This is a genomic window from Streptomyces viridosporus T7A (assembly GCF_008704515.1).
GTDB classification, from domain to species: domain Bacteria; phylum Actinomycetota; class Actinomycetes; order Streptomycetales; family Streptomycetaceae; genus Streptomyces; species Streptomyces viridosporus.
In genome coordinates, this window is record NZ_CP023700.1 from 3311781 (window position 1) to 3337389 (window position 25609).

Sequence of the window (25609 nt, forward strand, 5' to 3'; positions counted from 1 at the left end):
AGCCAATCCCTGATAGTGGATGCTCTCGCCATCCGCAGGCGAACGCACACTCGAACGGGTGTCTTGCGTGGCGCGGACCTACTGGGCGCGAGACCACCCCTGTGCGTGCCCAGGGCGTAAGTGGCCGTTGAGGCGTGAACCGCCGGTGAGTTCGTGTGACGTGCCGCGCAGTGAGGACACCGAGGAGGGTGAAGCGATGAGAGTCAGTGGACTCGACGGGCAGGTCGGAGCAAGCCGGTCGGATGCGGCACCGGGCGGCGGCGCGGAGGCCGGGAGCGGGACACCCGCCGCCCGGCGGGCGGTCGTCAGCGGCGCGCTGGGCTCCGCGCTGGAGTGGTTCGACTTCTCCGTGTACGGCGCGCTGTCGGCCACGGTCTTCCCGCAGCTGTTCTTCCCCGACCTGACGCCGGGTGTCGCGCTGCTGGCGTCGTTCGCGACCTTCGGGGTCGGGCTGGTGGCACGGCCCCTGGGCGGCCTCGTGTTCGGCGTGCTGGGCGACCGGCTCGGCCGCCGCAACGTCCTCATGGCCACGCTGCTGCTCATGGGCGCGGCGTCGGTGCTGATCGGCCTGCTGCCGACCTACGCCAGTGTGGGCATCGTCGCTCCGACCGCGCTGGTGGTCCTGCGGTTCCTGCAGGGCTTCGCCCTGGGAGGCGAACTGACCGGGTCGCAGCTGATGGTGATGGAGCACTCGCCGGACCGGCGTCGCGGTATCGCGGGTGCCCTGATGTCGGTGGGATCGCCGATCAGCCAGGTGCTCGCCACCCTCTCGCTGACCGGCCTCGCCGCGTGGCTCACCGAGGAGCAGTTCACCGGCTGGGGCTGGCGGGTGCCCTTCCTGATGAGCGTGGCGCTCATCGTCGTCGGCTACTACATCCGGCACCGCGTCGAGGAGACCCCGGCCTTCCTCGCCAGCGAGGCCAAGAACGAGCGCGCACAGCCGGCCCGCGGGCTGCTGCGGCAGCACTGGAGGACGGTGACGCTGCTGGTGCTCGCGTGGGCCGCGCCGGGGGCGCTCTACTACATCACGGTCACCTTCGCCACCAGCTACCTCACGGGCCGGGTCGGATTCGACAACAGCGCCACGTTCGGGCTGATGGTCGTCGCGAACACGGTCTCCATCGGGGCGAGCCTGCTCGGCGGCTGGTCCAGCGACCGGATCGGCCGCAAGCGCGTCCTGTTCATCGGCCTCACCGTCCTGCTGGCCTTCCTCCTCCCCTTCTTCCTGATCCTGGACACGGGCAACTGGTGGCTGGCCGCGTCCGCCATCACGGGCGCGCTGATCGGTGTGCAGTTCATGACGGGCTGCCAGGGCGCCTTCTACGCCGAGGCCCTGCCGACCCCGATCCGCTACACCGGCTCGGCCCTCGGCCTCACCTGCGGAAACATGGTGTTCGCCGCGCCGGCCCCCTTCCTCGCGACCTGGCTGATGCAGATCTCGGACAACGGGACGGCCCTGGTCACCGGCTACGGGCTCCTCACCATCCTGGTCTCCGCCGTCGCCATCCGCCTGCTCCCGGACCGCACCGGCCGGCAGCTCGAGGCCTGACGGGGACCGCGCCCCGCCGCCCCCGTCCCGGCTCACCCGCCGCCCCGCCGCACCCTTCCCGCCGTACTGCCCCTCCGTCCCCCTACGGGCCCGAACCCCCACCCGAGAGAGAGAAGCGATGACTGACGATGCGGCTCGCGCCGCCAGCGTGGTGACCGAGGAGGACCTCCGCCTCCTGAGGGAACTGAAGGTCAAGGACCGGCTGCACGACCTCGAGGTCGCCTACTGCCGCGGGATCGACCGGCGCGACCCCCAGCTACTGAAGTCGATCTTCTTCGAGGACGCCTTCGTCCGCCTGGGCGACATGAAGGAAGGCGGCGTGGACGAGTGGGTGGACTGGATCATCGACGAGTTCAAGCCCCGGTTCGAGAACACCACCCACTACCTGCTGAACGAGTGGTACAAGGTGGACGGGAAGTCCGCCGAGGGGGAGACCCACCGCCTCTCGTACCACCGGTTCGGGGACCCGGCACGCGAACTGATCGCCGCCAGCCGCACGTTCAACCGGTACGAGGAACGCGACGGCGTGTGGAGGATCACCTTCCGCGAGGTGATCCGGGACTGGATCCACGAACGCCCCGTGGACCGGGACCTGTTCACCGGCGGATTCGCGATGGAGATGAGCGAGCCCGGCCCCGCGGACAAGAGCTACCAGGTGCTCTCGATGTTCGGCCGCGGTCCGCTGCGGCCCGAGTGACCCCTCATTCCACGTCCGGCCCCGGTCCCGGTCCCGCCGTCCGCCGGAGAGGCCCCGCGGGGAGACCCGCACCCCTGTGAACCCCGATGACCTCGCCCTTTCCCCTGGGGGCGAGGTCATCGGCTTCCCGGCCGCACGCTGCGCCCTCATTCCCCGCCCCGCCGCATCCCCCCTGCGGGGGAGACGGCTCCCCCGCGCACGGGATCCCTCCGCACCGTCCGGCGGCTGTACTGCAGACAGCCGACGTCAAGGGAAGGACACCCGATGCGCCTCTGGACGAGACGACGCCTGCTGCTCTCGACCGCTTCGGCGGCCTCGACGGCCGCTCTCGCCGCGACGGCGTCCGCACCGGCCCACGCCCTGACCGGGAAGCCTCCCGCCCCCGACGACGCCATCGTGCGGCGTCTGGGCTCCCTGCCGGGTGTGCGGATCGTGGAGGAACGGCCGAGCACCGAGCCGGGATACCGCCTCTTCGTGCTCGGGCTGCGCCAGCCGGTCGACCACACCGACCCCTCGGCCGGCACGTTCGAGCAGCGCCTCACCCTGCTCCACACGTCCACCGAGCGCCCCACCGTCCTGTTCACGACCGGGTACGGGGCCGTGCTCACGTCCCGGTTCACCGAACCGACCGTCCTCCTGGGCGGCAACCAGCTCCAGGTCGAGCACCGCTACTTCGGCACTTCACTCCCCAGCGTCCACGACTACTCCCACCTGACCGTCCGCCAGGCCGCCGACGACCACCACCGCGTCGTCCGCACCTTCCGCCGGCTCTACCCCGGCGCGTGGATCTCCACCGGCGGCAGCAAGGGCGGCATGGCGAGCGTGTACCACCGCCGCTTCCACCCCCACGACGTGGACGGCACCGTGGCCTACGCGGCCCCGAACAACGTCGACGACCGCGACGACTCCGCCTACCTCCGCTTCTTGGAGACCGTGGGCACGGCCGCCGACCGCGAGGCGATCAGGACCGCCCAGCGCCGGCTCCTGCTGCACCGCGCGGAACTGGTCGCCCGCTACGAGGCCGCGACGACCGCCGCCGGGGACACCTTCCGCATCGTCGGCAGCGCCGACAAGGCGTTCGAGATCGCCGTGCTGCGCGCCCCCTTCATGTTCTGGCAGAACGGCGGCAGCGCGGCGGACCGCGCCGCCCTCCCCGGACCGGACGCCACCGCCGACCGGCTGTACACCTGGCTGGACGACACCGCGGGCCTGTCCCTCTACGCCGACACGGTCGCCCGCGCGTACATCCCGTACTGGTACCAGCTCGCCACCGAGATGGGCTACCTCGACGTCCCCACCGCCCACCTGTCCGACCTGCTGCGCCACCCGGGCGCCGTCGAACCGCGCACCTTCGTCCCCCGCGACATCCCCGTGCGCTTCGACCCGGACGCGATGCCGGACATCGACCGCTGGGTCCGCCGCAGCGGCACCCGCCTGCTGTTCGTCAACGGGACGCGGGACCCCTCGACCGCCGAGTCCTTCCCGCCCGGACGCCACGACTCCCGCGTCCTGTGGGTGCCCGATGCCAACCACCACACCACCCTCGCCGACCTCCCCGCCGCGGACCGCGCCGAGGCCACCGCGATGCTCACCCGCTGGGCCGCCCGCACCTGAGCAGCGGTCCCCGGCCCGGTCGCGCAGCCCTCACGGAACCGCGCGACCGGGCCGGGGCCGCGGGGCCGGTCACTCGGCCAGGAAGCGGCGACGTTCCAGCTGTTGCGCAGGGCCTCCTCGCCGATCCGGGTGCCGAGGCTCTCGTCCAGGTTGTGGAAGTCCTCGTGGAACGAGGTGAAGCAGGCGTACCGGTCGGCGGTGACGGCCTGCCCGATGCCCTCGAAGACGCTCCCGTCGACACCGTCCGGGTTGTCGTCGGTCCTGAGCAGGAACGGCTCCAGGGAGGCGAGGAAGGCGGCCTTCCGTGCGACGCGGCCGAGAACCGCTCCGGCCGGCTGCACCCACGGAGACTCGTACGCACGACCGCGGCAGCGGGACGACGGGAGCACTCCGTCGGTCGCACGCCCGGGCTCCGAGGGACCTCGTGCCCGGGGACAGGGAGCGCCCAGGAACCGACGCACGACGGCTTTCGTCTCCACGGGCAGGTGACGTCGGCTCCGGGGGGAGGCCACGTGGATCAGCCGTGGCTCACGATCACGCTCGTCACGGCCGCGGGCGCAATGGCCCTGGGCGTCAAGGTCCTGCGCCTCGCCCGACACCAGCGCCGGGCCCTGGGCCGCCTCGGCGTCCGGGGCGTGCGCACCCGGGGGGAGGTGGCCCGCGGCGCCCGCCGCGAGGGGGCCACGATCCATCCCCCGCAGGTCCGCTACCAGGCCCCACCCGTCGACCGCCCCGACGCCCCTCCCACCCAGACCTACCGCCGCACCCCCCTCAACCACGAGTCCCACCCACTGCACCGGGGCGTCCCGGTCGTCCTGCGCTACGACCCGGGGGACCCGCGCCGGGTGGTGGTCGTCCACACGAAGGACGGGCGCCCGGGAAACGTCTCGTACTCGGCCACGGCCAACACGACCTGGGGGATCTTCTTCGTGCTGTTCGGGGTGGGGATGGGGGTGGGGGCGTTCCTGTGAGTCGGCCGAACCGGCCGAGCAGCCACGAGGGGAGTGGCGGGATCAGCGGTGGCAGACCGGCCCCACATCATCACCGAGGCCTGGAGTCCGAGTGCCGCCGCAACCGTCACGCCCCGTCGTGCGCCCCGCCCGCGCCGAGGACCTCGCGACAGTTCAGGAGCTCGCCCGTCGCACGATCGACGCGCGCTACCGCTCCTTCCTGGGCGACGAGGGCGTGGACCGGTTCCTCGACTCCGGCGCCTCGGACGACCACGTCGAGAGCCACCTGCGCAAGGGGCACGTCCAGTGCATGGAGGTGGACGGCCGGCTCGTGACGATCCTCGACGGCCCGACCGCCGACCTGATGAGGATCGACGCCTCGCGTCACCGCCGGGGCCTGGGCAGAGCGCTCCTCTCCCACGCCGAGGAGACCCTCTTCGCGCGGTACGAGGCGATCCGCCTGGAGAGCTTCGCCGACAACACCGCGGCCAACGCCTTCTACGCGACGTGCGGCTGGTCGGTGGCGGGACCGCTGGACGCGGAGGGGCCCGCCAAGGTCGAGTTGGTCAAGCACCGCTCGGCGGCGGACGCGGTGTAGCGCGGCGGCTCCGCCCGCGGTCAGCAGACCTCGCCCGGCGCGGCCACGGTGGCCCTCAGCAGGCCCCGCACCAGCTCGAAGTCGACGCTGTCCGGCTTACGGAAGCGCAGACACCCCTTGCCCATGTCCTGTCCGGCCAGCCGTTCCTCGAACGCGTCCCGGACGTCGCCGCGCATCAGATAGAACGAGATGTACTGCTTCTGGCTCGCGAAGGCGATTTCCGCGACCCCGTCCCGCTCGTACGCCGGCATCCCGTACGCCATGACTTCGTCGAACCCCTTGAGCTCGGCCCGACACAGCTGCCGCAGCCTGACGAGGACGTCCTTGCGCTCCTCGGGAACTTCGGCGAGGTAGGCGTCCACGTCTGCTGCGCTGCTCTGCACCATGCGGTGAGTCTATGGCGGCACTGCGATGTCGCCGTCCGCAAGCCGCCCCACAGCGCGTGAAGAGGAACCCGCACCGTCCAGCCGGGACGATCACCGCACCGAAGCCGGTCACAGGCACTCCACCATGGGACGTGGTCGACGACGCCGATCGATGGTGACCGGGGAAACCGTCGGACAGCCGAAGGACCCGAGCCGCCCCTCACCCCTTGGGGCGCCGGCAGAATACTGGTGTGCCTGCTGTTGTCCCGTCCTCCCCCGGCGTCTCCGCCCGAATGAGTCGCCAGAACTCCCGCGACACGGCCCCGGAGGTCGCGGTCCGCAGGATCCTGCACGCCGCGGGACTCCGGTACCGAGTGAACGTGCCGGTGCCCGGCATGTCTCGGCGGACGATCGACATCGTCTTTCCCAAGGCCAAGATCGCGGTGTTCCTCGACGGCTGTTTCTGGCACGGGTGCCCCCAACACGCGACCAGCCCGAAGGCCAACGCGGAGTGGTGGCGGACGAAGCTCGACAAGAACATGGCCCGGGACCGGGAGACCACGGGTCATCTCGCGTCTGCGGGCTGGACCGTTCTGCGGTTCTGGGAGCATGTCCCGCCCGACGAGGTGGCAGCGGCAGTGCGGGCCACGGTGACGCTGAAGAAGCGGGGCAGGGGGAGCTCCGAGGAGAGTGCGGGATCGTCGAACCGTTTGTGACGCCCATGGGAAGAGGGGGGACCCATGACTGACCAGTTGGTGTTTGTGGACGTCTGCGCGGGTGCGGGCGGCCTGGCTTCGGGACTGGAGAGCGCCGGCTTCTCACCGGCGCTGTTGCTCGACAACAAACCTCAGGCTTGCGAGACGTTGCTGGCCAATCGTCCGCAGTGGAACGTGGTCTGCGAGGACTTGATCGACTTCCTTCCGGAGGAGCACCCCGAGGTCCTGGATGTCGATCTCCTCTCGGCGGGACTCCCCCGGGTGAAGGCGTCTGCCGCGGTGGGACGGGGGGACAGCGAGCCCGAGTTGCGGTTGCTCAAGGCCGCTGTCTACCTGGTTCACGCCGTCCAACCGCGCGCCCTGCTTCTGGAGAACATGCCTGCCCTCGTCGACTCGCCCCTGTACGCGGACATCCGGTCGTTCATCGAGGCGGAACTGACGCATCTCGGCTACGACTTCCACTGGTTCGTACTGAACGCGGCCGATTTCGGCGTCCCGCAGGAACGACTGCAAGGCGTGCTGGTGGCCCTCAAGAAGCCGTGGGGCCGTACCTTCACCCCTCCGACACCGACGGTGAGCGAACACATCTCGGCCGGTCGGGCACTGCGTCGCTCGATGGGTGCCCGGGGCTGGCCCGAGGCGGACGCCTGGGCGGATCAGGCGCGGGCCGTGGCGCCGACGCTCGTCGGCGGCTCTGACAACAGAGGCGGGCCGGATCTCGGTCCGACCGGCACGAAGCGTGCCTGGGCGCGGATGGGAGTGAACGCCTCGGCGTTCGCCGACGAGGTGCCGGGGCCGGACTACGTATGGCCGCGTTCGAACGACGTATCCGAGATGCTGAAGATCACGGTGGACCAGGCAGCCGTACTCCAGTCGTTCCCACCGGAGTGGCGGATCACAGGACGGAAGACGGCTCGCTACCGACAGATCGGACACGCGACTCCTCCGCCCGTGGGCAGAGCGCTCGGCGGAGCCCTCTCGGCCGCGCTGCGGTCGCCCGCGGGAGCACAGCCAAAGGGGGGAACGACATCCTCGATCGCCGGCTACACTTCAGGCCCATGAGTCACATCGAGAACGCACCGCCCCCACCTGCGGGTTTCCGCATCTTGGACCTGTTCGCGGGGCCGGGCGGACTGGATGTGGCAGCGGATGTCCTGGGGTACCAGGTCACCGGCATCGAGTGGGACGACGACGCATGCGCCACCCGCGAGGCCGCGGGGATGGACACCTTCCACGGCGACGTGAGGAATTACAGCGCATCGCTCTTCCCTCATGCGCAGGTGTTGACAGGGGGACCTCCCTGCCAGACCTTCACCGTGGCCGGCCACGGCGCAGGTCGCAGAGCCCTGGACGATGTCCTCGGGTACATCGAGCGCCTGCACGCCGTCGTGCGCGAGGACGGAGCGAAGTGGGAGGACATCTCCCGCACCTGGCGGGAGATCACCGAGGAGCTCGGGGAAAAGGCCGCCGAGGCCGAGCGGATCAAGGCCGAGAAACGCAAGGTCGACGCTCTCCGTGCCGTGGAACGCAAGGCCATCAGGAAGAGCCTCCAGGAGGACGGCAGTTCCCAGGAGAGGATCGATCGGGTCCTGAAGGCACTCAGGGCATCAAGGGATCTCGCTCCCGAGGACTCCGACCTCAACGACCTCATCGCGCAGTACAGCACTCTGGGAGCCGTGCTGAAGAGCCTGAAGGCCGAACTCGAAAAACTGGGCGATGAACGGACGGGACTGGTCCTCCAACCGCTGTGGTGGGTGATCGAGCGGTGCCGACGCCCAGGGCTGGAGCCCTTCGAGGCCGTGATCCTGGAGCAGGTCCCGGCTGTTATGCCGGTGTGGGAGAAGTACACCGAAGTGCTCGCCACTCTCGGCTACCGCACGAGGACGCAGCTTATGTTCACCGAGGCGTTCGGGGTACCGCAGACCCGCAAGCGCGCGGTGCTCATGGCCCGGCTCGGTGGGACCGAGATCCCCGAGGTGGAAGAGACCCATGAGCGCTACCGTCCTCGCCCGGTTCCCACCCGGGCGTCGAAGGAGGAGGGCGCCCGCCTCTGGGACCTGGAGGAGACGGCCGTCGACCGGACGCCGAAGAAGTCATGGGTGTCCATGGAGACGGCTCTCAAGAAGGCACGGAGTATCGCGCCCGATCTGCCGGACCGCCCCGCTTTCACCGTCGTCTCGAACTACGGGACCGGCGGCGACCCCGGCGCGCGCGGCGAACGCGACCACGACGCGCCGTCCGCGACGATCACCGGAAAGGTGTCCCGGAACCGGCTGGTCCACAAGGATACGAAAGAGGACCTCCCGGAAGCGTGCGCCCGGTTCACCTTCGCGGAGGCCGGAGTGCTCCAGACTTTCCCCGTCGCATACCCCTGGAGCGGCAAGGACCAGCCCCAGCAGATCGGCAACGCCGTACCGCCCCTGCTCGCCCTGCACGTGCTGCGGCACGTCCTCGAGCCCGAACTGTCGGACGAACAGGCGCGCGCCAGGCTGGAGCAGGCCGTCGCGGATCTGGAGTCCTGGCGGCCCGGCGAGCCGGCGAAGATACGCGAGCACGGTGAGTGGGAGGGTCACCCGCTCACCGGCAGATGATCCCTCTTCTCAGCCCTGCGGTGCCCGTCCCCTGACCGGTGCCGTCTCGAAGAGGTCGGCGAAGTACTCGGCGAGCTTCGCCACCGAATCCTCCGGGACGGGTTCCTCGTCGGGCCCGGTGGGCAGAGCGTGCCGGGGCACGGGCGGCGCGGACTCGGCATCAGCGATCCACTGGCGCAGTGCCCCGGGTTCGCGTGGCTCGTCCTCGGCGAACGCGTCGTAGATCACGGTGGCGCCGGCGGTGTTGATCGCCGTGATCAGCCCGTTGATCTCCCGCCCGGTGGCGGCGATCCCTCGTTCCAGGATCCGCACCAGAGCCTGAGCCGTGGGCCTGTGGTCCACCAGGCTCACGCGCAGGGAGTTGTGAATGAGGTCCTGGTTGGAGCAGGCCTTCACCACCGGCGTGTAGTCGGCGCCGTTGCGGAACATCTCCGCCGCCCACCACAACCGGGAGAAGCACTGGCGGTCCGGAGCGCCTTTGAACCGGGCCGGGTTGATGCGGGGAACCTTCCCCTCCGAAGCCGTCGGGGAGTGCCTCCACGCCACGTAGTCCGGCGCGACGGCCAGCGCGATGTGGTTCCAGATCCTTTTGTCCGCGGCTTCCCGCCGTGAGAGACGGAGCGTCGCGTGCAACCGGGGTGCCAACCAACCGTCGGCGTCCGTCCGGTTGTCCTTGAACTTGAACATCGCGTCGTCCACCAGGTCCCTCAGGGGCTCCACCGCCCACCTGGCGTCGTCCTCCGGCAGGGGCTCGACGACCTTGGCCAGGTCGACACCGCCGTGTCCCTGCACTCCCCTGAGGAGATCCTCGGTGAGGAAGGGGTCGGCGGCGGCTCCGGACAGCAGGCCGAGCCGCTCGGGAACGTGATGGGGCTTCTCGATCACTCGCTGTCCTCTCGGTTTATCTGCTGCAACGCGCGCAGGGCGTTGGCGACCGCCTTGCCCGCACCGGCGCGACGTACGGCGGCGTAGTGGATTCGCGTCTGCAGTTCCACCCAGCCCGCGTCGTCGGTCCGCCGTCGATGGACCCGGCGCAGAGCCTCCTCGACGTGCAGCCCCGGGGCCACGTCGGGGAGCATCTCCCGCAGGACCTCGCCCCTCCAGTCGGTGGGGAAGACCGGCGAGCCGTCCGGTTCGACCTCCAGATCGCCCACGGCACTGTGGAACACCGCAGTCCAGACATCCGTGGCCATCTGGGACAGCAGGAGTTCGTGAATCTTGTTCTCGATCCCCCCACCGTTGCCGCCCAGGAGATCCGAGAACCCCTCGACGTCCGTATTGATCATCACCAGTGGCAGTCGACCCGAGGTGTCGATCACCCATGGCACGTCGGCGTAGGGACGCAGCCACTCCCTTGCGCTCTTTGAGAAGCCGGCCTGCTTCACGTCGAGCCGCAGGCCGCCCAGCGGCTCTTCGGCGACCACGTCGACGGTCCAGTCCGCGTCGGTCTCGGTGATCGACCGCCCCTCCACGCCGTCGACGGTGGCGACGGCGTGGGCGGCGAGACTCGCACGTCCCGCGTGGTCGTCGCGGAGCACCTCGATCTGGCCCGACCACTCCTTGCTGTCCGGAGCGTCCTGCCGCAGCTCAACGGTGGTGCGAAGATTGGTGTCCCCGTCGGTGAGTACCGCCAGGACTCGCAGACCGCTCCACGGGGCGTCCGGGTCGGTGGCGCCGGGGGGCAGGGTGGCGGAGAGTCCGATCCTGGCCGAGATCCAGTCCTCGTGCTGGGCCACGCCCAGAGCCACGGTCCGCTGCGGAACGGAGTAGGCGGAGGTGTCCAGAGGGTCGAAGGTGCCATCGGGCAGCTTGAGAGTCGCCGAGGTCACCCGGAGGGTGATCGGACGGTTGAGTCGCTTGTACGGGTAGAACTTCATGCCTCACTCCCCTGCGCACCGGCACGGAGTTCCAGAACGAGCCGCGTGAATTCGCTGCGTACCGGATGGCTGGTGACGTCGGTGAAGCCCCTGAAGACGGCTCGGCGGGCATGCGGCGCGAAGCGGAGTGCTCCGCCGTCGACCTCGCATCCGTCCACGGCGACCAGCTCGGCCCAGTCGAGCTTCGGTCGGCTGCCGGATCGGACGTCCAGCAGGACCACGGGGCTCATCGCGGGCAGTTCGTCGGCGCGCGGCAGTTTCACCTCTGCGGTGATCCTCCACTCCCCGGCGGCCCCGATCTCGGCGGTGAGTCCGTCCAGCTCCGGCAACGTCGGGCCGGAGGCGCGCTTGGGAGCAGAGGTCTTGCGTTGCACGGTGAGCTTCTTGCGCAGCTTGGCGTTCTCCTGCGACCCGGCGCTCTTCGGCCGGACCACCAACTCCTTCACCGCCGCGTTTACCTCGGTGGTCAACCTGGAGATCCGATAGTGCGCGCTGTGCGACCACCGCAGGGTCAGTTCCTCGGTCTGGCCCCAGCGGTCGTGCTCGGGTGGTTCGGCGGCGCGCAGGAACTCCTCCGCCTCCACCGCGAAGGGTGCCGACTCGCCTGCGGCCTGTCCGACCAGGAGAACCGCTTGGAAGGTGTTGACCCCCAGGGGCAACCCACTGACGCCGGCCTTCCTGACGGTCATGCGGTTGCCGCGCAACGAGTGCACCTGATTGGGCACGCCGTCCCTGTCCTCCGCCTCCGTGACCAGCAGCACCCCCTGGTGGATGCCCAGCGTTCCCCGACGTCCTCCGGCGAGGGGCAGACGAAGCGGAACGTTGCGGAGCGCCACCTGGCCAGCCTGGGTGAGCCGGTCCACGGTCGTGCCCTCGTAGAAGGCCCGCAACGCCCGAGTACGTGAGGGCTGCGTGACGCCAGGGTCGACCTGTTCCTCCGGGATGACGACCTCGCCGTTCCGCAGTGTCCGTACGGACGTCTCCAGCAAGGGGAGTCTGCTGCCCCCGCCGGTCATCGCCGCCCAGAAGTCCCGGCCCAGCGCCTCGACGAGGCGACGGTGCATGACGGTGATGTCACGGGTCCCGTCGTCCTCGCTGCCACCGTTGTCGTCCTCGTCGATGACCGAGTCGGCCTTGTCCGACGCGAGACTCGCCACGTCGTGGGCGCCGACAATGAGGAAGGACGTTCCCGGCTCGTCGCTGTCGCGGGCGAGGTGCAGTCGCTCGACCGTCTCCGTGTCCGCCCACCAAGAGCGAACCACCTCCGCGCCGGGCGTCTCGGGGTCCGGGCGCCCCAACCAGGCGGGACCCGCGCACTCGCGGCCTTCGACGGAGCGCCACGGAAGTTCCAGTCGTCCGATGACACGGCGTTCGGTGCGGCCCTCATGGGGAACGGAGAGCGTGGAATTGATCAGGACCATGCCGAGCGCGCTGGTCGCCCAGAGGGTCGCCTTGCCAAGGCCGTACGAACCACCCGCGCTACTACTCGACTTGAGACTCTCCAACTGCCGGCGGACGACGGCCGCGAACTTGCCGTCGTCGTAGTCGTCACCGGTGAGCCCCGAGGCGTTGTAGTCGTCAACGCGCAGAAGGATCAGGCGGCCCTTCTCGAACATGTCGCGCACTCCGGCGTCCACGACCCGTCCGACCTTCTGATCGGCGGCTGTCTCCGAGACCGCCAGGTAGTGGGGTTGGAGTTCGTCCCAGAGGATCGCGGCGCGGAACGCCTCCAATGCCTCGCCGGTCAGTTCGTGGATCGTGTAGCGCACGCGGACCGGGCGCCCGTTCTCCACGAGGCGCTCGTCGAGACTGTTCTGGCAGGTCTCCCGCGCGAGCACCTGGACGTCCGCGTCGAAGGCGAACGCAGCGGCGTTCCCGCCGTCCCGCCCGCCGTCCTGGTAGCCGGGGCGGTGGTACCAGGTGATGGGCAGACCAGCCTGCGTGTCGGTGGTGCGGGTGTGAACGGTGCCCAGGTCCGTGCCCAGCGCCCTGGCGATCTCGCTCATGACGGTCGGACGCGGGACCGAACGCTTGGTGATCCACGCCGAGACGGCGGCTCGAGTCAGCCCCAGCTCCTCCGCCAGCTCAGCCTGCGTCATTCCCGCGATCTTGAGCTGACGGGCCAACCAGGGCCCGAACTCCTCGCCGGCCTCCATCTGGCCTCCCACTCTTCGCCATTGTCGTTGTGCCCGGGGTCCGGGACAGGCTAATTTGACGCGGCGACGAGCGTCAACTGTTGCTTGACGAGGCGCCAACCACCCTTGCCGCCAGTCAACCTGTCCACTTCATCCGATAGGTCCAGAAGAGGTAGTGAATCTCACGCGTTGCCCAACAGCGAGGGATTCACAAACGGAAACGTTCAGCGAACGGAATCTTCAACTCCCCTTAATCAGCGGAGTATTGGGGGTGACACGAACGAGTGAAACCTCTAGGATCATCATTGGCGGCGGCACTGTCGCCTCGCTCGGAAACAACGCCCCTGCGACAGGGGTGAGGTGTATCCATTTCCGCTCGCTCACCCCGAACACGCTCATGGTGCGGGGAGCCCCAACACTGACCGGAGGAACCAAAACACTCATGGAAGACCCTCCTGGGGAGACGGAACCCCCGTGTGACGTTCCTCCGTACTCGATGCGTGAAATCAACTCCATTTACTTGGCGCTCTCCATGGCCAGCTCGGCCATCGAGAAAAAGCAGATCCTGTCCTGGTACGGGTTAGCGATCGAGGACGCCCGCGAGCTCTTCCGCAGCTGTCCCGGCTTCATCGGTCCGACCGACGCCCAGGACGACTGACCCGCTGGCCGCGTGTCATCGCAGGTCGTAACGGCCTGGAACGTCTCCGCCCCATCCACTCGTCCACCTTCTCAGGCCATTGACCTCGCACGAGAATCGAGATAGAAATGTCCGCTCACCCTTCGCCGGTTATCCGTACTGTTCTCGAACAGTCCTCTCGTGTCCTGCAGACGTACGAGGTCGATCCCGGTCTCATTCCGGAGCATGCCAACGGCGAACGTCGTATTACGCAGGGCGGTTACGGGGATCGTCAACTCTTCGAACTCGTACAGAACGCCGCGGACGAAATCGCCGCTCAGCCCGGAGGCCGTGTCCAGGTCGTCCTCACCGACGCGCACCTCTACTGCGCCAACGAGGGCACCCCGGTGACCCCCGAGGGCGCGGAGACCATTCTGCGAATGAGCATGTCGCGCAAGAGAGGCGGCCAGATCGGCCGTTTCGGCGTGGGTGTGAAATCCGTGCTGGTGGTCACCAACGCCCCGCAGTTCTTCAGCAGTTCCGGCTCCTTCGGTTTCGATCGCGAATGGGCACGTGAGAAGATCCGGTCCGTCCCCGGCGTGCGAGAGCGGCTGGGTGACAAGTTCGAGGCGCCGGTCCTGCGCCTGGCGCGTCCTCTCGACGCCGATGCCGAGCGTGCCCAGGATCCCGTTCTCGATGAGTTGTTGCGCTGGGCCACCACGGTCGTCCGTCTGCCGTTGCTGAAGGACGCCGCCGGCAAGTTGGCGCTCGACATGCACGGCGGGCGGGCCGGCGGCTCGGCTCGGGAGGAGTTTCCGCTCGGCTTCCAGCTCCTGTCGCCTCATGTCGCGAAGGTGGTCCTCGAGGACCGCCGGCCTCGTCCGGCCGTTCGCCGGGTGCTGACCACCGAGCAGTCCGGCGATCTGCACACCGTGTTCGAGGAGCGGACGGGGCGGACGCCCACGAGCGCCCGGTGGCGTGTCTTCTCCACCACGCACGAACCCGGTACGGCCGCACGGGCCGACGCCGGCGAGCTGCACGACCGGCTCACCCTCGACCTGGCGTGGGCCGTCCCGGACCTGGAGCGGGACCCGAAGAGCGGGCTCCGGGTGAGCCCTCAGGCACGGGGGCGGGGCCGCTTCTGGTCCTTCTTCCCCACCAAGTACGAGATGTCCTTGAGCGGCATCCTCAACGGCGCCTGGAAGACCAACGAGGACCGGCAGAATCTGCTCGACTCCTCGGCGTTCAACGAGGAGATGATCCGGGTCTCGGCCACGTTGGTCGTCGACTCCCTCCCGCGACTCGCCCCTGCCGAGGATCCCGCCGCCTACCTTCCGTTGCTTCCCGGTCGTGTGAAGGAGGCGATCAGTTGGGCCGACGCGTTCCTCACCGAGGAGATCTGGAAGCAGACGGCGGTCCGTCCCTCGCTGCCCGATCAGGAGGGCGTACTGCGCGTACCGACCCAGCTGCGGATTCCTCCGCGCCTCGACAAGGAGCGGAGCGGCGATTGGTTGCAGATGTGGCACGAGTGCCCCGGCCGCCCGTCGGACTGGCTCCATCCGAACGCCGAGGTCGACACGCTGCGCGCCGGGAAGGTGGAGCACATCCTCGGCGCGGCCGGACACAAGCGTGCCGATGTGCGTGCCTGGCTGGAGGCACTGGTCGGGTGCGGCACCGCGCAGGCGTCGGCGACGGCGATCCGCATCGTCGCCGACATGGTCGAGGCGAGGTCTCCGTACGCCGAGGAGGCCTGCAAGGCGAAGATCGTCCTCACCGAGGAGCACGGTTTCGTCGCTCCCGTGCGCGGCCAGGTGTTCCGCCGTTCCGACGAGGACGGGCTGCGGGAGTCCCTGCAGTACGTGGTCGGCGAGATCGGTCAGGACCTTGAGCTCGCCTCCGCGCTCAACGTCCTGGGCATCCGTGAGGCGGACGCCGAGGGCCGGTTCATCAGCGTCCTCGACCAGGGCTTCACGAGCTGGACGGATGCCAAGTGGGAGCGCTTCTGGGATCTCTTCCGTCAGGCCGGTGGCCGTCGTCTGACCCACACGGTCCTCCAGCACGTACCCGACGCCCGGGAGACGCTCCGCGTCCGTACGGCGGACGGCAGGTTCCGCCCGGTGCGCGACTGCATGCTGCCGGGTGTCGTGGTCGACGCGGGACGCGAACCAAACATCGCCGTCGACACAAAGTTCCACTCCGACGACCTCGCCTTCTTCCGGGACATCGGCCTGCGGGAGCGGCCTTCGACCTCGATGCGTCCGGAGGGGGAGGCCTGGTTCCAGGAGTACCGGGAGGCCGTCCACGCGGCCTACCTGCGCGACCTGAGCCCCGGCATCCCCCGCCCCGGCATCAACCGGATGAAGGTGGAGGGGTCACCTATCGGTGGTCCGCTGCACTTCTTCCGGTCGCTTTCCCGGGAGTCCCGGGCGGCCTTCCTGAAGGCGCTTCCGGACGAGGCCGTGGTGGACAACTGGACACGACAGATCGGCGGCCAGACGAGCACCCGTCGGGCCGTCACGTCGCCGATCCGCTGGATGCTCCGGAAGTACGGGACCGTCTCCACGTCCAAGGGGATCAAGCCGCTGACGGAAGCCGTCGGGCCTCAGCTCGCCGCTTACCGGGACGTACTGCCGGTCGCCGACATCTCACCAGAGAAAGCTCGCAAACTGCGTCTGCCCACCTCGGTCGACGAGGTCCCGGCGGACCACTGGGAGGCGCTTCTCTCGGAGGTGCTCCGAAGCGAGGACGACGCCTTCGTCGGCAACACTTACGTGATGCTGACCCGCTTCGAGGCGGCATTCCCCGAGGACTCGCTGACCCGCTGCCGGATCGGAGACGTCTGGGGCACCCGCCCCGACGACGAGATCACCGTGGCGGTCGGCATGACCGAGTACCGAGCATTGCGTGCGGAGCAGCTTCCCGCTCTGCTTGTCGCGAGCGCCGAGGACGCCGAGCTGATGGTCAAGACGTGGCAGATGCAGCGCTACACCGACGCCATCACCAAGGAGACCCGCGAGGTCACGGACGGCGATCCGGTCGCTCTCACGGATCTGTTCCCCGCTCTACGCCAACGGCTGCGCATCGACCAGCGGAACACCACGATTCAGCGTTGCACCGAGTTGGAGGAGGTGACCCGGACCGAGAAGGGTACGAAGGGCCGCCCCCTGGACGCGGTACTCCAAGGCGGCACGATCAAGGTCCGCGTCCCCCTGGACCCCGAGCCCATGCTGCGGCTGATCGACCGCGAACTGGCCCTGGGGCTGGGCCCCGCCGGTTGTCGAGCAGTTCTGGAGCACCAGGAACGCATGGCGCGTGACAACGAGATGAAGGCCGCCCGGAAGGCCGTTCGCGACGCCGAGGACGTCGTCACCAAGATCGAGCTGTTGATCGGCGCGGAGGCCCTGCGGGCCGGTCTGCCCGACGGGCTGATGGACGCCGAACTGCAGGAAACCGGCGGCACGGAACCCTCAGGGCACCGGATCGCGCAGATGGCCTTCAACGCGCACGGCGACGGTGTCCTTCAGCATCACACCCGCGACATTCAGGCCAGGTTCCCGAACGCCCCTGTTTCCTACGGCGGTTCGCCGGCCGCTGTCACCTTCGTCTCGGACCTGGGGCTGCCCGTGGCCTTCGCCGGTTCCAGGACTCCGGCACTCCCGGCCTTCGAGACGGTGGACGGTCCTCGGGACTTCCCCCGGCTCCACGACTACCAGGAGGACCTGGTCCGCAACATCACCACTCTCCTCGACCGGCTGGCACCGCAGCGCGCCATGCTGTCGTTGCCGACTGGAGCGGGCAAAACCCGGGTCACGGCCGAGGCCGTGATCCGCTGGGTGAAGCGGGTCGGCGATCTGGGCGGCCCGCTGCTGTGGATCGCCCAGACCGAGGAGCTGTGCGAACAGGCCGTCCAGAGCTGGAAGTTCGTCTGGAGCAAGGTCGGCGCCGAGCGACCGCTCACCATCAGCCGGCTGTGGAGCAGCCGCGAAGTGGGGAACGTCGTCGAGAACCCGCATCTGGTGGTCGCCACGGACGCCAAGCTGGAGCGGTGTCTCGGCACGGACCAGTACGCCTGGTTGCGGCAGGCGACGCTGGTGATCGTGGACGAGGCCCACACCGCCCTTCCGAAGCGATACACCGGGATTTTGAACCAGTTGGGGCTCACCCAGTACGAGACCGCTCGGCACCTGATCGGCCTCACCGCCACCCCGTTCCGCAACAGGAACGAGGACGAGACCAGCCGCCTGATCACCCGTTTCGGCAACCGGCGGCTCGACGAGGGTGTCTTCCCGTCCGGTGATCCCTATCGGGACCTCCAGGAGTGGGGGATGCTCGCCCAGGTCGAGCACCGCACTCTGACGGGTGGCGAGATCAAACTGACCCAGGACGAGAGGACGTACTCCCAGCGTATGGCCATGCTCTCCCGCTCCGCCGAGCAGCGGCTCGTCGAGGACCATGCGCGCAGTCGGCGCATCGTCGACGCGGTGGCGGATCTTCCGGACGACTGGCCGACCCTGCTGTTCGCCACCTCCGTGGACCACGCCAAGTATCTGGCGGCCATGCTCAACGACCGTGATGTCACCGCCGCGGCGGTGGACTCGACCACCAGCGACCAGGATCGCCGGCGGCGGATCGAGGACTTCCGTGCGGGCCGCATCCGGGTGCTCACCAACTACGGTGTCCTGACCCAGGGTTTCGACGCTCCCGCCACCAGGGTGGTGGTAGTGGCCCGCCCGGTGTACAGCACCAACGTGTACCAGCAGATGATCGGGCGTGGCCTGCGCGGTCCCAGGAACGGCGGCAAGCCCACCTGCCTGATCCTCAACATCGACGACAACATCGCCAACTTCGACACCCAGCTCGCCTTCACCGAATTCGAGCACCTCTGGAGCAGAAAGTGACCGACGCCTATCTCGACAGCCCTCCGCTCACGGACGAGCAGCGGGCCGTGGTCGAGCAGCCCTGGGACGCGCGCGTCCTGGTCACCGCCGGAGCAGGCGCCGGTAAGACGCACACCCTGGTGCGCCGGCTCGACGCGCTGTGCGGGCACGAGGACCCCGACGAGGTACTGGAGGCCGCCGAGATCCTGGTGCTCACGTTCTCCCGGGCCGCCGCCCGTGAGCTGCGCGAGCGGATCACGCGACACGGGGAGCGCGCCCAAAGGGTACGGGCCCGCACCTTCGACGCGTGGGCCTACGAGGTGCTTCTCCAGGCGCACCCGGACGGCGAGTGGGGCACGGTCGGCTTCGACGAGCGGATCGCGGCCGCCACCCGCGCGATCGAGAAGGGGGCGCTCGAGGTCGGAGACGCCGTCCCACCCGCACACATCGTGATCGACGAGGTGCAGGACCTCCTGGGCGGGCGACGCGAGTTGGTCGAGACGCTCCTCGACCGGTACCAGGAGAGCTGTGGTTTCACCGTCGTCGGAGACGCCGCTCAGTCCGTCTACGGCTTCCAGATCGCGGACCCGGGCGAGCGCGCCGACGAGACCGGCAGGTTCTTCGACTGGCTGCGCTGCTCGTACCCCGACGATCTCGTGGAGCTGAGCCTCACTCGGAACTTCAGGGCCGGCACCGAGGAAGCCCAGGTCGCGCTTGCGCATGGGCCCCGTCTCCAGCAGCTCACCGACCCGGACCAGGCCGCGACGCTCTACGAAGAGCTGCGCGACCTCCTCATGGACCCGAATAACGCGACGGGCGAGCTCTTCAACGAGTTGGCCCTGAACGGTCTGCGGGACCTCACCGACACCTGCGCGATACTCACCCGCGACAACCAGGAGGCCCTTGTCGTCTCCGGCCTGCTGCACGCACACGGCGTGGAGCACCGGCTGCGGCGCCCGCTCGAAGAGCGTCCCGTGCCGTACTGGGTGGCCGAGCTGCTGCGCGGCACGGAAGCGTCCGGTCTCTCGGAGGACCGGTTCCGCTCCCTCCTCGCAGCCGTCCCGCTGCCCCACGAGCCGAACGTCGACACCCTGTGGATGGTGCTGCGCCGGGTCGCGCGGGGGCCCGGCCGCGGGGTGCTCGACCTGGACCGGCTGCGACGCGCGGTCGCCGACGGCCGGTTCCCCGACGAGGCGGCCGACCCGGAGACCGCACGGATCGTCGTCTCGACCGTGCACCGGGCCAAAGGCCTGGAGTTCGACCGGGTGATCGTTCTGGCTCCACCGACCGTCGCGGAGTTGCACAAGCGGTACGGGGACGCACTCGACCTGCCCGCAGAGGCTCGGGCCCTGTACGTGGCGATGACGCGTGTCCGCCAGGACCTGTACCACGCGCCCCGTCCCGAGCTTCCCCTCTTCAGGAGGGCAGGAAACCGACGCGACGGCCGTCGCTACATCGGATCGTGGCGGTCCTACGACAGGTACGGGATCGTCGCCGAAGCGGGCGACGTGTGCCGGGACAACCCTCCCGGTCACGAGACGGACGCCGTCGCCACCCAGGCGTACCTCCTGGCCCACGTCCGCCCCGGCCAGAAGGTGGTGCTGCGCCGACGCCACGATCTGCCGATGGGAGAGACACAGAGCCCGCCGTACGCCCTGCTGCACGACGGGCGTGAGATCGGCGAGGCCTCCCAAAGGTTCCGCGAGGCCCTCTTCCAGGTGCAGAAGGTGAACCGTACCTGGGACCCCTGGTGGCCCGACGAGATCCACGACCTGTGGATCGACACCCTGGAGACCGTGACGGGCAGCACGGCAGCCGGCGCCAACGCCGGACTCGGTGAGCGCGGTGTCTGGACCGTCCCGCGGATCACCGGCGTCGGCCGGTTCCGCAGAGCCGACGACAACGAGGAGCAGCGAGCATGACGCACGTGGCAGGCCGGCACTCCGAGCACTACCGGGTGCGGGACGAGGAACTGCTCGTGGGGCTCCGCCGCGAACTCTTCGGCCCCGCCGAGGACGCCGCGCCGGAGGACCGGGACGAGGTCCTCACTCAGGACGCGCCGATCGACCGCTATCTGACCGGCGTGCTGTATCCAAGGGCATCCAAGGAGCGGAAGGTCGAGATCGCCGCGGAACAGGACGGCCTGGACGTCCCGCCCGTGCTCCCGCGTGAGGATGTCGAGGAGCCCGGATCGGCGCAGGAGATCACGGCATCCGGAGACAGGCGCCCCTCGACCATGGGGCTCACCTTCGCGGTCGATCCGACCATAAGCGACACGATCGTGGTCTCGGCCAGTGCGGCGGTCTACGAGCCCACCGACGCCGAGGGCAAGCCCGTCGAGGCCCGCCGGGCCGAGGCCCGTACCACCTCCGAACAGCGGGAACGGTGGCGGCGCAGGGTGCTGGAGATCCCGGACCGGTCCATCGCCGTAAAGGCGCCCGCTCCCGTCGCGCTGATCGAACTCGTCCCCGGCAAGGTCGCGTTGCACGTCATCGTCCGACGTCCCGACCGGGCCACTGGCACGGTCACGATCACCGTCACGCTGATCAATATCCAGAAGGTCGGTGAGTGGGATCTTCAGGACGCCTTCTCGCTGTTCCAGTGCGGCCTCACGGTACGGGCCGCCAACGGCTCCACCGCGTTCGTCGAACGCCCCGCCCCGTCCGCCGCCCACGACCCGGAGATCGCCACCAGTCGGCTGCTGCACCGGCACGCCCCGACCTTCGCCGTCGGGCACGGCTGCGCCGCCACGTGGGACTGGCGTCCCTCACCGATCGGCGTGACCGACACGGAAAAGGCCGGCGTCCCCGAAGTGCGCAGCGACTTCATGCCCAGCGTGGAGGTACTGCTCACCGACTCCAATCCGGATATCGACGACTCGACGCTGTCCATGCTGGGGCTGGCCGAGAAGCCCGACGCGGAGGTGCTGGCCGCCCTGGACGGGCTCGCCACGGGATACGAGCACTGGATCGCCCGGAAGCAGAACGAGGCGAACGCTCTGGCCGGTGGCGCCCACGGGGACCCCGCACGGATCCAGGTGAAAGCCTGTCGCGAGGCGCTCGGCCGGATCCGCGAGGGCATCAAGTTGCTGCGCGAGAAGCCGGACCTGATGCAGGCGTTCCGGCTCGCCAACCGTGCCATGGCCGACCAGCGCGCCCGCAGCGCCTGGGTGAAGGGCGGGCGCGTCGGCACCCCCGATCCGGCCGCCGGCAAGTGGCGCCCCTTCCAGATCGCCTTCGTGCTGCTCTGCCTGGCGGGCATCGACGACCCCGAGCACGACGACCGGAAGATCTCCGACCTGCTCTGGTTCCCCACCGGTGGTGGCAAGACGGAGGCCTACCTGGGACTGATCGCCCTCACCTCCTTCCTGCGCCGCATCCGCAACGGCGTGGACGGCGGCGGGGTCACCGTGATCATGCGCTACACGCTGCGGCTGCTCACGCTTCAGCAGTTCGAACGCGCGGCGATCCTGCTCTGCGCCATGGAGAACATGCGGCGTCGGACGCCCGAGCTGGGTCGGGAGGAGTTCTCCGTCGGCATGTGGGTGGGCCGCTCGGCCACCCCCAACACGCTCGCCGAGGCGGGCGTTAAGCTCGACGAACTGCGCGCGAACCTGGACAAGCGGCTCGCCACCGAGAACCCCGTCCAGTTGCACGCCTGCCCCTGGTGCGGAACGCGCCTCGACGCCCGGGACTACGAGGCCGACGAGGACGCCAAGCGGATGTACGTCCGCTGCCCCGGCAGGGACTGCGACTTCGCCGACGGCCTCCCCGTCCACCTGATCGACGAGGCGGTGTACGACGCGCGCCCGACGCTGGTGATCGCCACTGTCGACAAGTTCGCCTCGATGCCGTGGCGTCCTGCGACCTCCGCACTCTTCAACCTCGACGACCCCGACGACGGCACGCCTCCTCCCGAGCTCATCGTCCAGGACGAGCTCCATCTGATCTCGGGTCCGTTGGGGACTCTCACCGGCCTGTACGAGACCGCCGTGGACGCGCTCGCCGGCCATCCCAAGGTGATCGCCTCCACGGCGACCATCCGTCGCGCCGCCGACCAGGGCCGCCACCTCTTCGCGCGCGGGGTCCGGCAGTTCCCGCCCGCCGGTCTGGACTCCCGCGACTCGTGGTTCGCGGTGGAGACGCCGCGCGAGGACAAGGCGAGCCGCCGCTATGTGGGCCTTCTGGCCCCCGGCACCAGTCAGTCCACCCTGCTCATTCGCACGTACGCCACCTTGCTGCACCGGGCCATGCAGGCTGAGACCAAGGACGAGGTACGCGACGCCTACTGGAGCCTCGTCGGCTACTTCAACAGCCTGCGACTGCTCTCGGCGGCCGAACTCCAGGTCCACGACGACGTGGTGGCCTACCTGGAGCTGCTGGCGGAGCGTGAGGGCGTCCCCGTACGCTCCGTCGCCAACTACTCGGAGCTGACGAGCCGGATCGACGCGAGCGAGATCCCCACCCGGCTCAAGGGCATCGAGAAGAGGCTCCCCGACCAGGACACCGTGGACGTGCTGCTCGCCACCAACATGATCGCGGTGGGCGTCGACGTGGACCGGTTGGGCCTGATGGCCGTGATGGGGCAGCCGCAGACGACCGCCGAGTACATCCAGGCCACGAGCCGGGTCGGCCGTGCCCACCCCGGTCTGGTCGCGGTCATGCTCAACTCCACGCGCGCCCGGGACCGCTCCCACTACGAGAACTTCCAGCACTTCCACTCCGCCCTCTACCGCGAGGTCGAGTCCACCTCCGTAACACCGTTCTCCGCCCGCGCCCGCGAGCGGGGCCTGCACGCGGTGATCGTCGCCCTCGCACGCATCCTGATCCCGGCCGCACGGCCCAACGAGGGCGCCGGCAAGGTCGAGTCCTATGTGGACGTCCTTCAGAGCCGCGTCAAGCCCCTGCTGATGGATCGGGTACGCGCCGTCACCGAGGCCGAGGCCGAGGCCGTCTCGAGCGATTTCGAGAAGTTCGTCGAATGGTGGCGTAAGGAGGCCAGCAACTCCAATCGTCTGCTCTTCGAACCGCAACGGGGTAATCGCGCCCCTTCACTCTTGAAGGCGTTCGACGACGAGTCCGAGGGCGCCGAGGCATGGCCCACGCTGTGGAGTCTGCGCGATGTCGACGCCGAGTCCGCCCTGTTCATGGAGGGAACACGATGACCCCGCCCCCTCGTCGCCGCCGGTCCGGAGCGAGCGGCGCCACGCCTTCCCACTCCTTTGCGCGACGCGGTGAGATCCGCCGCGCCCAGGCGATCACCACGTACGGCGTCGGATCACTCATCGCAGTCGACCACGAGTCCTTCGTCGTCTCGGGCCTGGACGAGGCCGATCGGAGCTGGCGCCCCGACGAGTCCCCTCGGACCTACGAACGACGGCTGGCCAGACTTCTCGATGTCGACCATTTCCGGCTGCCTCCGGCCTCCGACGACACCAGCAAGGACGGCCTCCGGGTCCGCCGGTTCCCCTTGATGCACTCGTGTCCCGAGTGCAACGAGCTGCAGCACCATCGAGACTTCAACCCGCCCGCCGGTCGCAGTGTCTGCGGCACCTGCGAGGTGGACCTCGTTCCCTCCCGCTTCGTCGTCGCCTGCGAGGCCGGGCACCTCGGCGAATTCCCGTACCGGCAGTGGGTGCACCGCTCGCCCGACCGCGGTTCCACGACCGTCGGCAAGTGCGGGGGGAAACTCAGACTGCGCACCTCCGGACGTACCTCCTCGCTCCGCTCCATCCTCGTCTCCTGCACCTGCGGGCGGGCGCCCGAGGTATCGATGGAGGGCTCCTTCCGCAGGAACGCGCTCAAGGACCTGGGACTGAAGTGCCGGGGCCACCGACCGTGGCTCGGCACCTCCGCTCCGGAGCAGGAGTGCGGACTCCCCCTGCGGACGCTCCAGCGCGGTTCCTCGTCGGTGTGGCAACCGGTATTGAAGTCGGCGCTCTCCATCCCGCCGTGGAGCAACAGACGTGAGGATCCGCTGGCTGGCCACTGGGAGAAGCTCAGGAAGTACGAGACCCGCGAGGCCGTCGAGATCTACCTCGATGCCGTCTTCACGGAGGGAGCGTGGCCCCTCTCCCTGGACGATGTGATGACGCTGCTCGCCGCGGAACGCGAGGAGGACCCCGCGGACGGCGAATCCGCTGCCTTCGACCATCGCTACCGTGCCCTGCGCAATAAGGAGTACGAGCGTCTGCGCTCCGGCAACGACGAGAGCGAGCACTCCCGCGACGAGCAGTTCATCTGCGAGACCCCGCTGGGCGACCAAAGCGTGCTCGACCCGCTTGGCGTCACCGGTCCGATGCTGGTCAAGAAGCTCCGCGAGGTGCGTGCGCTGAAGGCGTTCACCCGGCTCGTCGACGCCGAGTCGACGACCGACGCGAAGGAGATGCCGCTCTCCGACAAGCCCCTGCGTTGGCTTCCGGCCATGGAAGTGCGCGGAGAGGGAGTCTTCCTCCGGCTGGACGAGGAACGGCTGGGCACCTGGGAGAAGACGATCGCGGTGGCGGCCCGGGTCGAACGGATGCGAACCGCCCACCAGCGGGTGCTGGATCAGCGGGCCGACGATCCGAGCCGGGCCGTCCCGTCTCCGGCCACCCCCCGGATGGTGCTGCTGCACACCTTGGCCCACGTCCTCATCACCGAGTGGAGCCTAGAGGCGGGGTATCCGGCAGCGTCCCTGCGCGAGCGCCTGTACGCCGCCGCCGACATGGCCGGAGTGCTCATCTACACGGCGACGAGTGACTCGGCGGGCAGCCTCGGCGGTCTCGTCGCCCAGGGCGAACCGGATCTTCTCGACCGCACGGTGCGCTCGGCCGTCCGCCGCGCCGAGTGGTGTTCCTCCGACCCGCTCTGCATGGAGACCGAGGTGTCCGCGACCGGCACCAATCTCGCCGCCTGCCACGCCTGCGTGATGCTGCCGGAGACGAGCTGCGAGCACAACAACATACTGCTCGATCGGGCACTGCTGATCGGCACTCCGGACGACTCGTCCGTGGGGTTCTTCCCTCACGTATTGGCGAGCTGAA

17 protein-coding genes and 1 pseudogene are annotated in these 25609 nt (G+C 69.2%); 13 read left to right on the forward strand and 5 right to left on the reverse strand.

Annotated elements, in window-relative coordinates:
* The first annotated feature begins 196 nt into the window (after nt 1-196).
* The 3 genes from CP969_RS15330 to CP969_RS15340 all read left to right on the forward strand — a co-directional run bounded on the left by CP969_RS15330 (nt 197) and on the right by CP969_RS15340 (nt 3860).
* Nucleotides 197-1549: an MFS transporter gene (locus CP969_RS15330; RefSeq protein WP_016826109.1), complete on the forward strand. Its 1353-nt coding sequence runs from the start codon at nt 197-199 to the stop codon at nt 1547-1549.
* A 118-nt stretch (nt 1550-1667) separates the two neighbouring features.
* Entirely contained in the window at nt 1668-2246 is a 579-nt protein-coding gene (locus CP969_RS15335) for a nuclear transport factor 2 family protein (RefSeq protein ID WP_026085148.1), read from the forward strand.
* A 264-nt stretch (nt 2247-2510) separates the two neighbouring features.
* Complete coding sequence (locus tag CP969_RS15340) at nt 2511-3860, forward strand: S28 family serine protease (RefSeq protein WP_016826107.1); 1350 nt, start codon at nt 2511-2513, stop codon at nt 3858-3860.
* A gap of 83 nt (nt 3861-3943) precedes the next feature.
* On the opposite strand, the pseudogene CP969_RS15345 reads toward CP969_RS15340, so the two are convergent.
* Nucleotides 3944-4174: pseudogene (locus CP969_RS15345) on the reverse strand (alpha/beta hydrolase); the annotation flags it as partial.
* 198 nt (nt 4175-4372) lie between these two features.
* Here CP969_RS15345 and CP969_RS15350 point away from each other — a divergent pair.
* Complete coding sequence (locus CP969_RS15350) at nt 4373-4831, forward strand: DUF3592 domain-containing protein (protein ID WP_016826106.1); 459 nt, start codon at nt 4373-4375, stop codon at nt 4829-4831.
* A gap of 118 nt (nt 4832-4949) precedes the next feature.
* Nucleotides 4950-5408 carry a GNAT family N-acetyltransferase gene (locus tag CP969_RS15355; RefSeq protein ID WP_004987585.1) on the forward strand — a complete coding sequence of 153 codons (459 nt, stop codon included), beginning with the start codon at nt 4950-4952 and terminating at the stop codon, nt 5406-5408.
* 20 nt (nt 5409-5428) lie between these two features.
* Here the strand turns inward: CP969_RS15355 and CP969_RS15360 are convergent, their stop codons facing one another.
* On the reverse strand, nt 5429-5794 hold the full coding sequence (locus CP969_RS15360; protein WP_004987584.1) for an iron chaperone: 366 nt from the start codon (nt 5792-5794) through the stop codon (nt 5429-5431).
* A 272-nt stretch (nt 5795-6066) separates the two neighbouring features.
* Between CP969_RS15360 and CP969_RS15365 the strand changes: the two genes are divergently transcribed.
* The 3 genes from CP969_RS15365 to CP969_RS15375 are packed head-to-tail and all read left to right on the forward strand — an operon-like array spanning nt 6067 to nt 9080.
* Nucleotides 6067-6489 (forward strand): very short patch repair endonuclease, encoded by a 423-nt coding sequence (locus CP969_RS15365; protein ID WP_004987583.1) that lies wholly within the window; start codon nt 6067-6069, stop codon nt 6487-6489.
* 24 nt (nt 6490-6513) lie between these two features.
* Nucleotides 6514-7551 carry a DNA cytosine methyltransferase gene (locus CP969_RS15370; protein ID WP_016826105.1) on the forward strand — a complete coding sequence of 346 codons (1038 nt, stop codon included), beginning with the start codon at nt 6514-6516 and terminating at the stop codon, nt 7549-7551.
* Nucleotides 7548-9080: a DNA cytosine methyltransferase gene (locus CP969_RS15375; protein ID WP_099045761.1), complete on the forward strand. Its 1533-nt coding sequence runs from the start codon at nt 7548-7550 to the stop codon at nt 9078-9080. The genes CP969_RS15370 and CP969_RS15375 overlap by 4 nt, the downstream gene beginning before the upstream one ends.
* A gap of 9 nt (nt 9081-9089) precedes the next feature.
* Here CP969_RS15375 and CP969_RS15380 read toward each other — a convergent pair whose 3' ends face one another.
* Genes CP969_RS15380 through CP969_RS15390 form a run of 3 tightly spaced genes read right to left on the reverse strand, consistent with a single transcriptional unit; the run spans nt 9090 to nt 13113 of the window.
* Nucleotides 9090-9965, reverse strand: coding sequence for a DUF6339 family protein (locus CP969_RS15380; RefSeq protein WP_004987580.1), 876 nt, complete (start codon nt 9963-9965; stop codon nt 9090-9092).
* Nucleotides 9962-10957 (reverse strand): hypothetical protein, encoded by a 996-nt coding sequence (locus tag CP969_RS15385; RefSeq protein ID WP_016826103.1) that lies wholly within the window; start codon nt 10955-10957, stop codon nt 9962-9964. Before CP969_RS15385 ends, CP969_RS15380 begins: the two co-directional genes overlap by 4 nt.
* Nucleotides 10954-13113, reverse strand: a complete 2160-nt coding sequence (locus tag CP969_RS15390; protein WP_016826102.1) for a helix-turn-helix transcriptional regulator — start codon at nt 13111-13113, stop codon at nt 10954-10956. The genes CP969_RS15385 and CP969_RS15390 overlap by 4 nt, the downstream gene beginning before the upstream one ends.
* 475 nt (nt 13114-13588) lie before the next feature.
* Between CP969_RS15390 and CP969_RS33235 the strand changes: the two genes are divergently transcribed.
* The 5 genes from CP969_RS33235 (at nt 13589) to drmB (ending at nt 25608) form a co-directional block, all read left to right on the forward strand.
* Nucleotides 13589-13750, forward strand: a complete 162-nt coding sequence (locus tag CP969_RS33235) for a hypothetical protein (protein ID WP_016826101.1) — start codon at nt 13589-13591, stop codon at nt 13748-13750.
* Between the two features lie 107 nt (nt 13751-13857).
* Complete coding sequence (locus CP969_RS15395; protein WP_026085147.1) at nt 13858-18606, forward strand: DEAD/DEAH box helicase; 4749 nt, start codon at nt 13858-13860, stop codon at nt 18604-18606.
* A complete protein-coding gene (locus CP969_RS15400) occupies nt 18603-20507 on the forward strand; it encodes a UvrD-helicase domain-containing protein (protein ID WP_004987575.1) in 1905 nt (634 codons plus the stop codon). Before CP969_RS15395 ends, CP969_RS15400 begins: the two co-directional genes overlap by 4 nt.
* Entirely contained in the window at nt 20504-23749 is a 3246-nt protein-coding gene (locus tag CP969_RS15405; protein ID WP_016826098.1) for a helicase-related protein, read from the forward strand. The genes CP969_RS15400 and CP969_RS15405 overlap by 4 nt, the downstream gene beginning before the upstream one ends.
* Nucleotides 23746-25608 carry a DUF1998 domain-containing protein gene (gene drmB, locus CP969_RS15410; RefSeq protein WP_004987573.1) on the forward strand — a complete coding sequence of 621 codons (1863 nt, stop codon included), beginning with the start codon at nt 23746-23748 and terminating at the stop codon, nt 25606-25608. The genes CP969_RS15405 and drmB overlap by 4 nt, the downstream gene beginning before the upstream one ends.
* The last annotated feature ends 1 nt before the right edge of the window (nt 25609 follow it).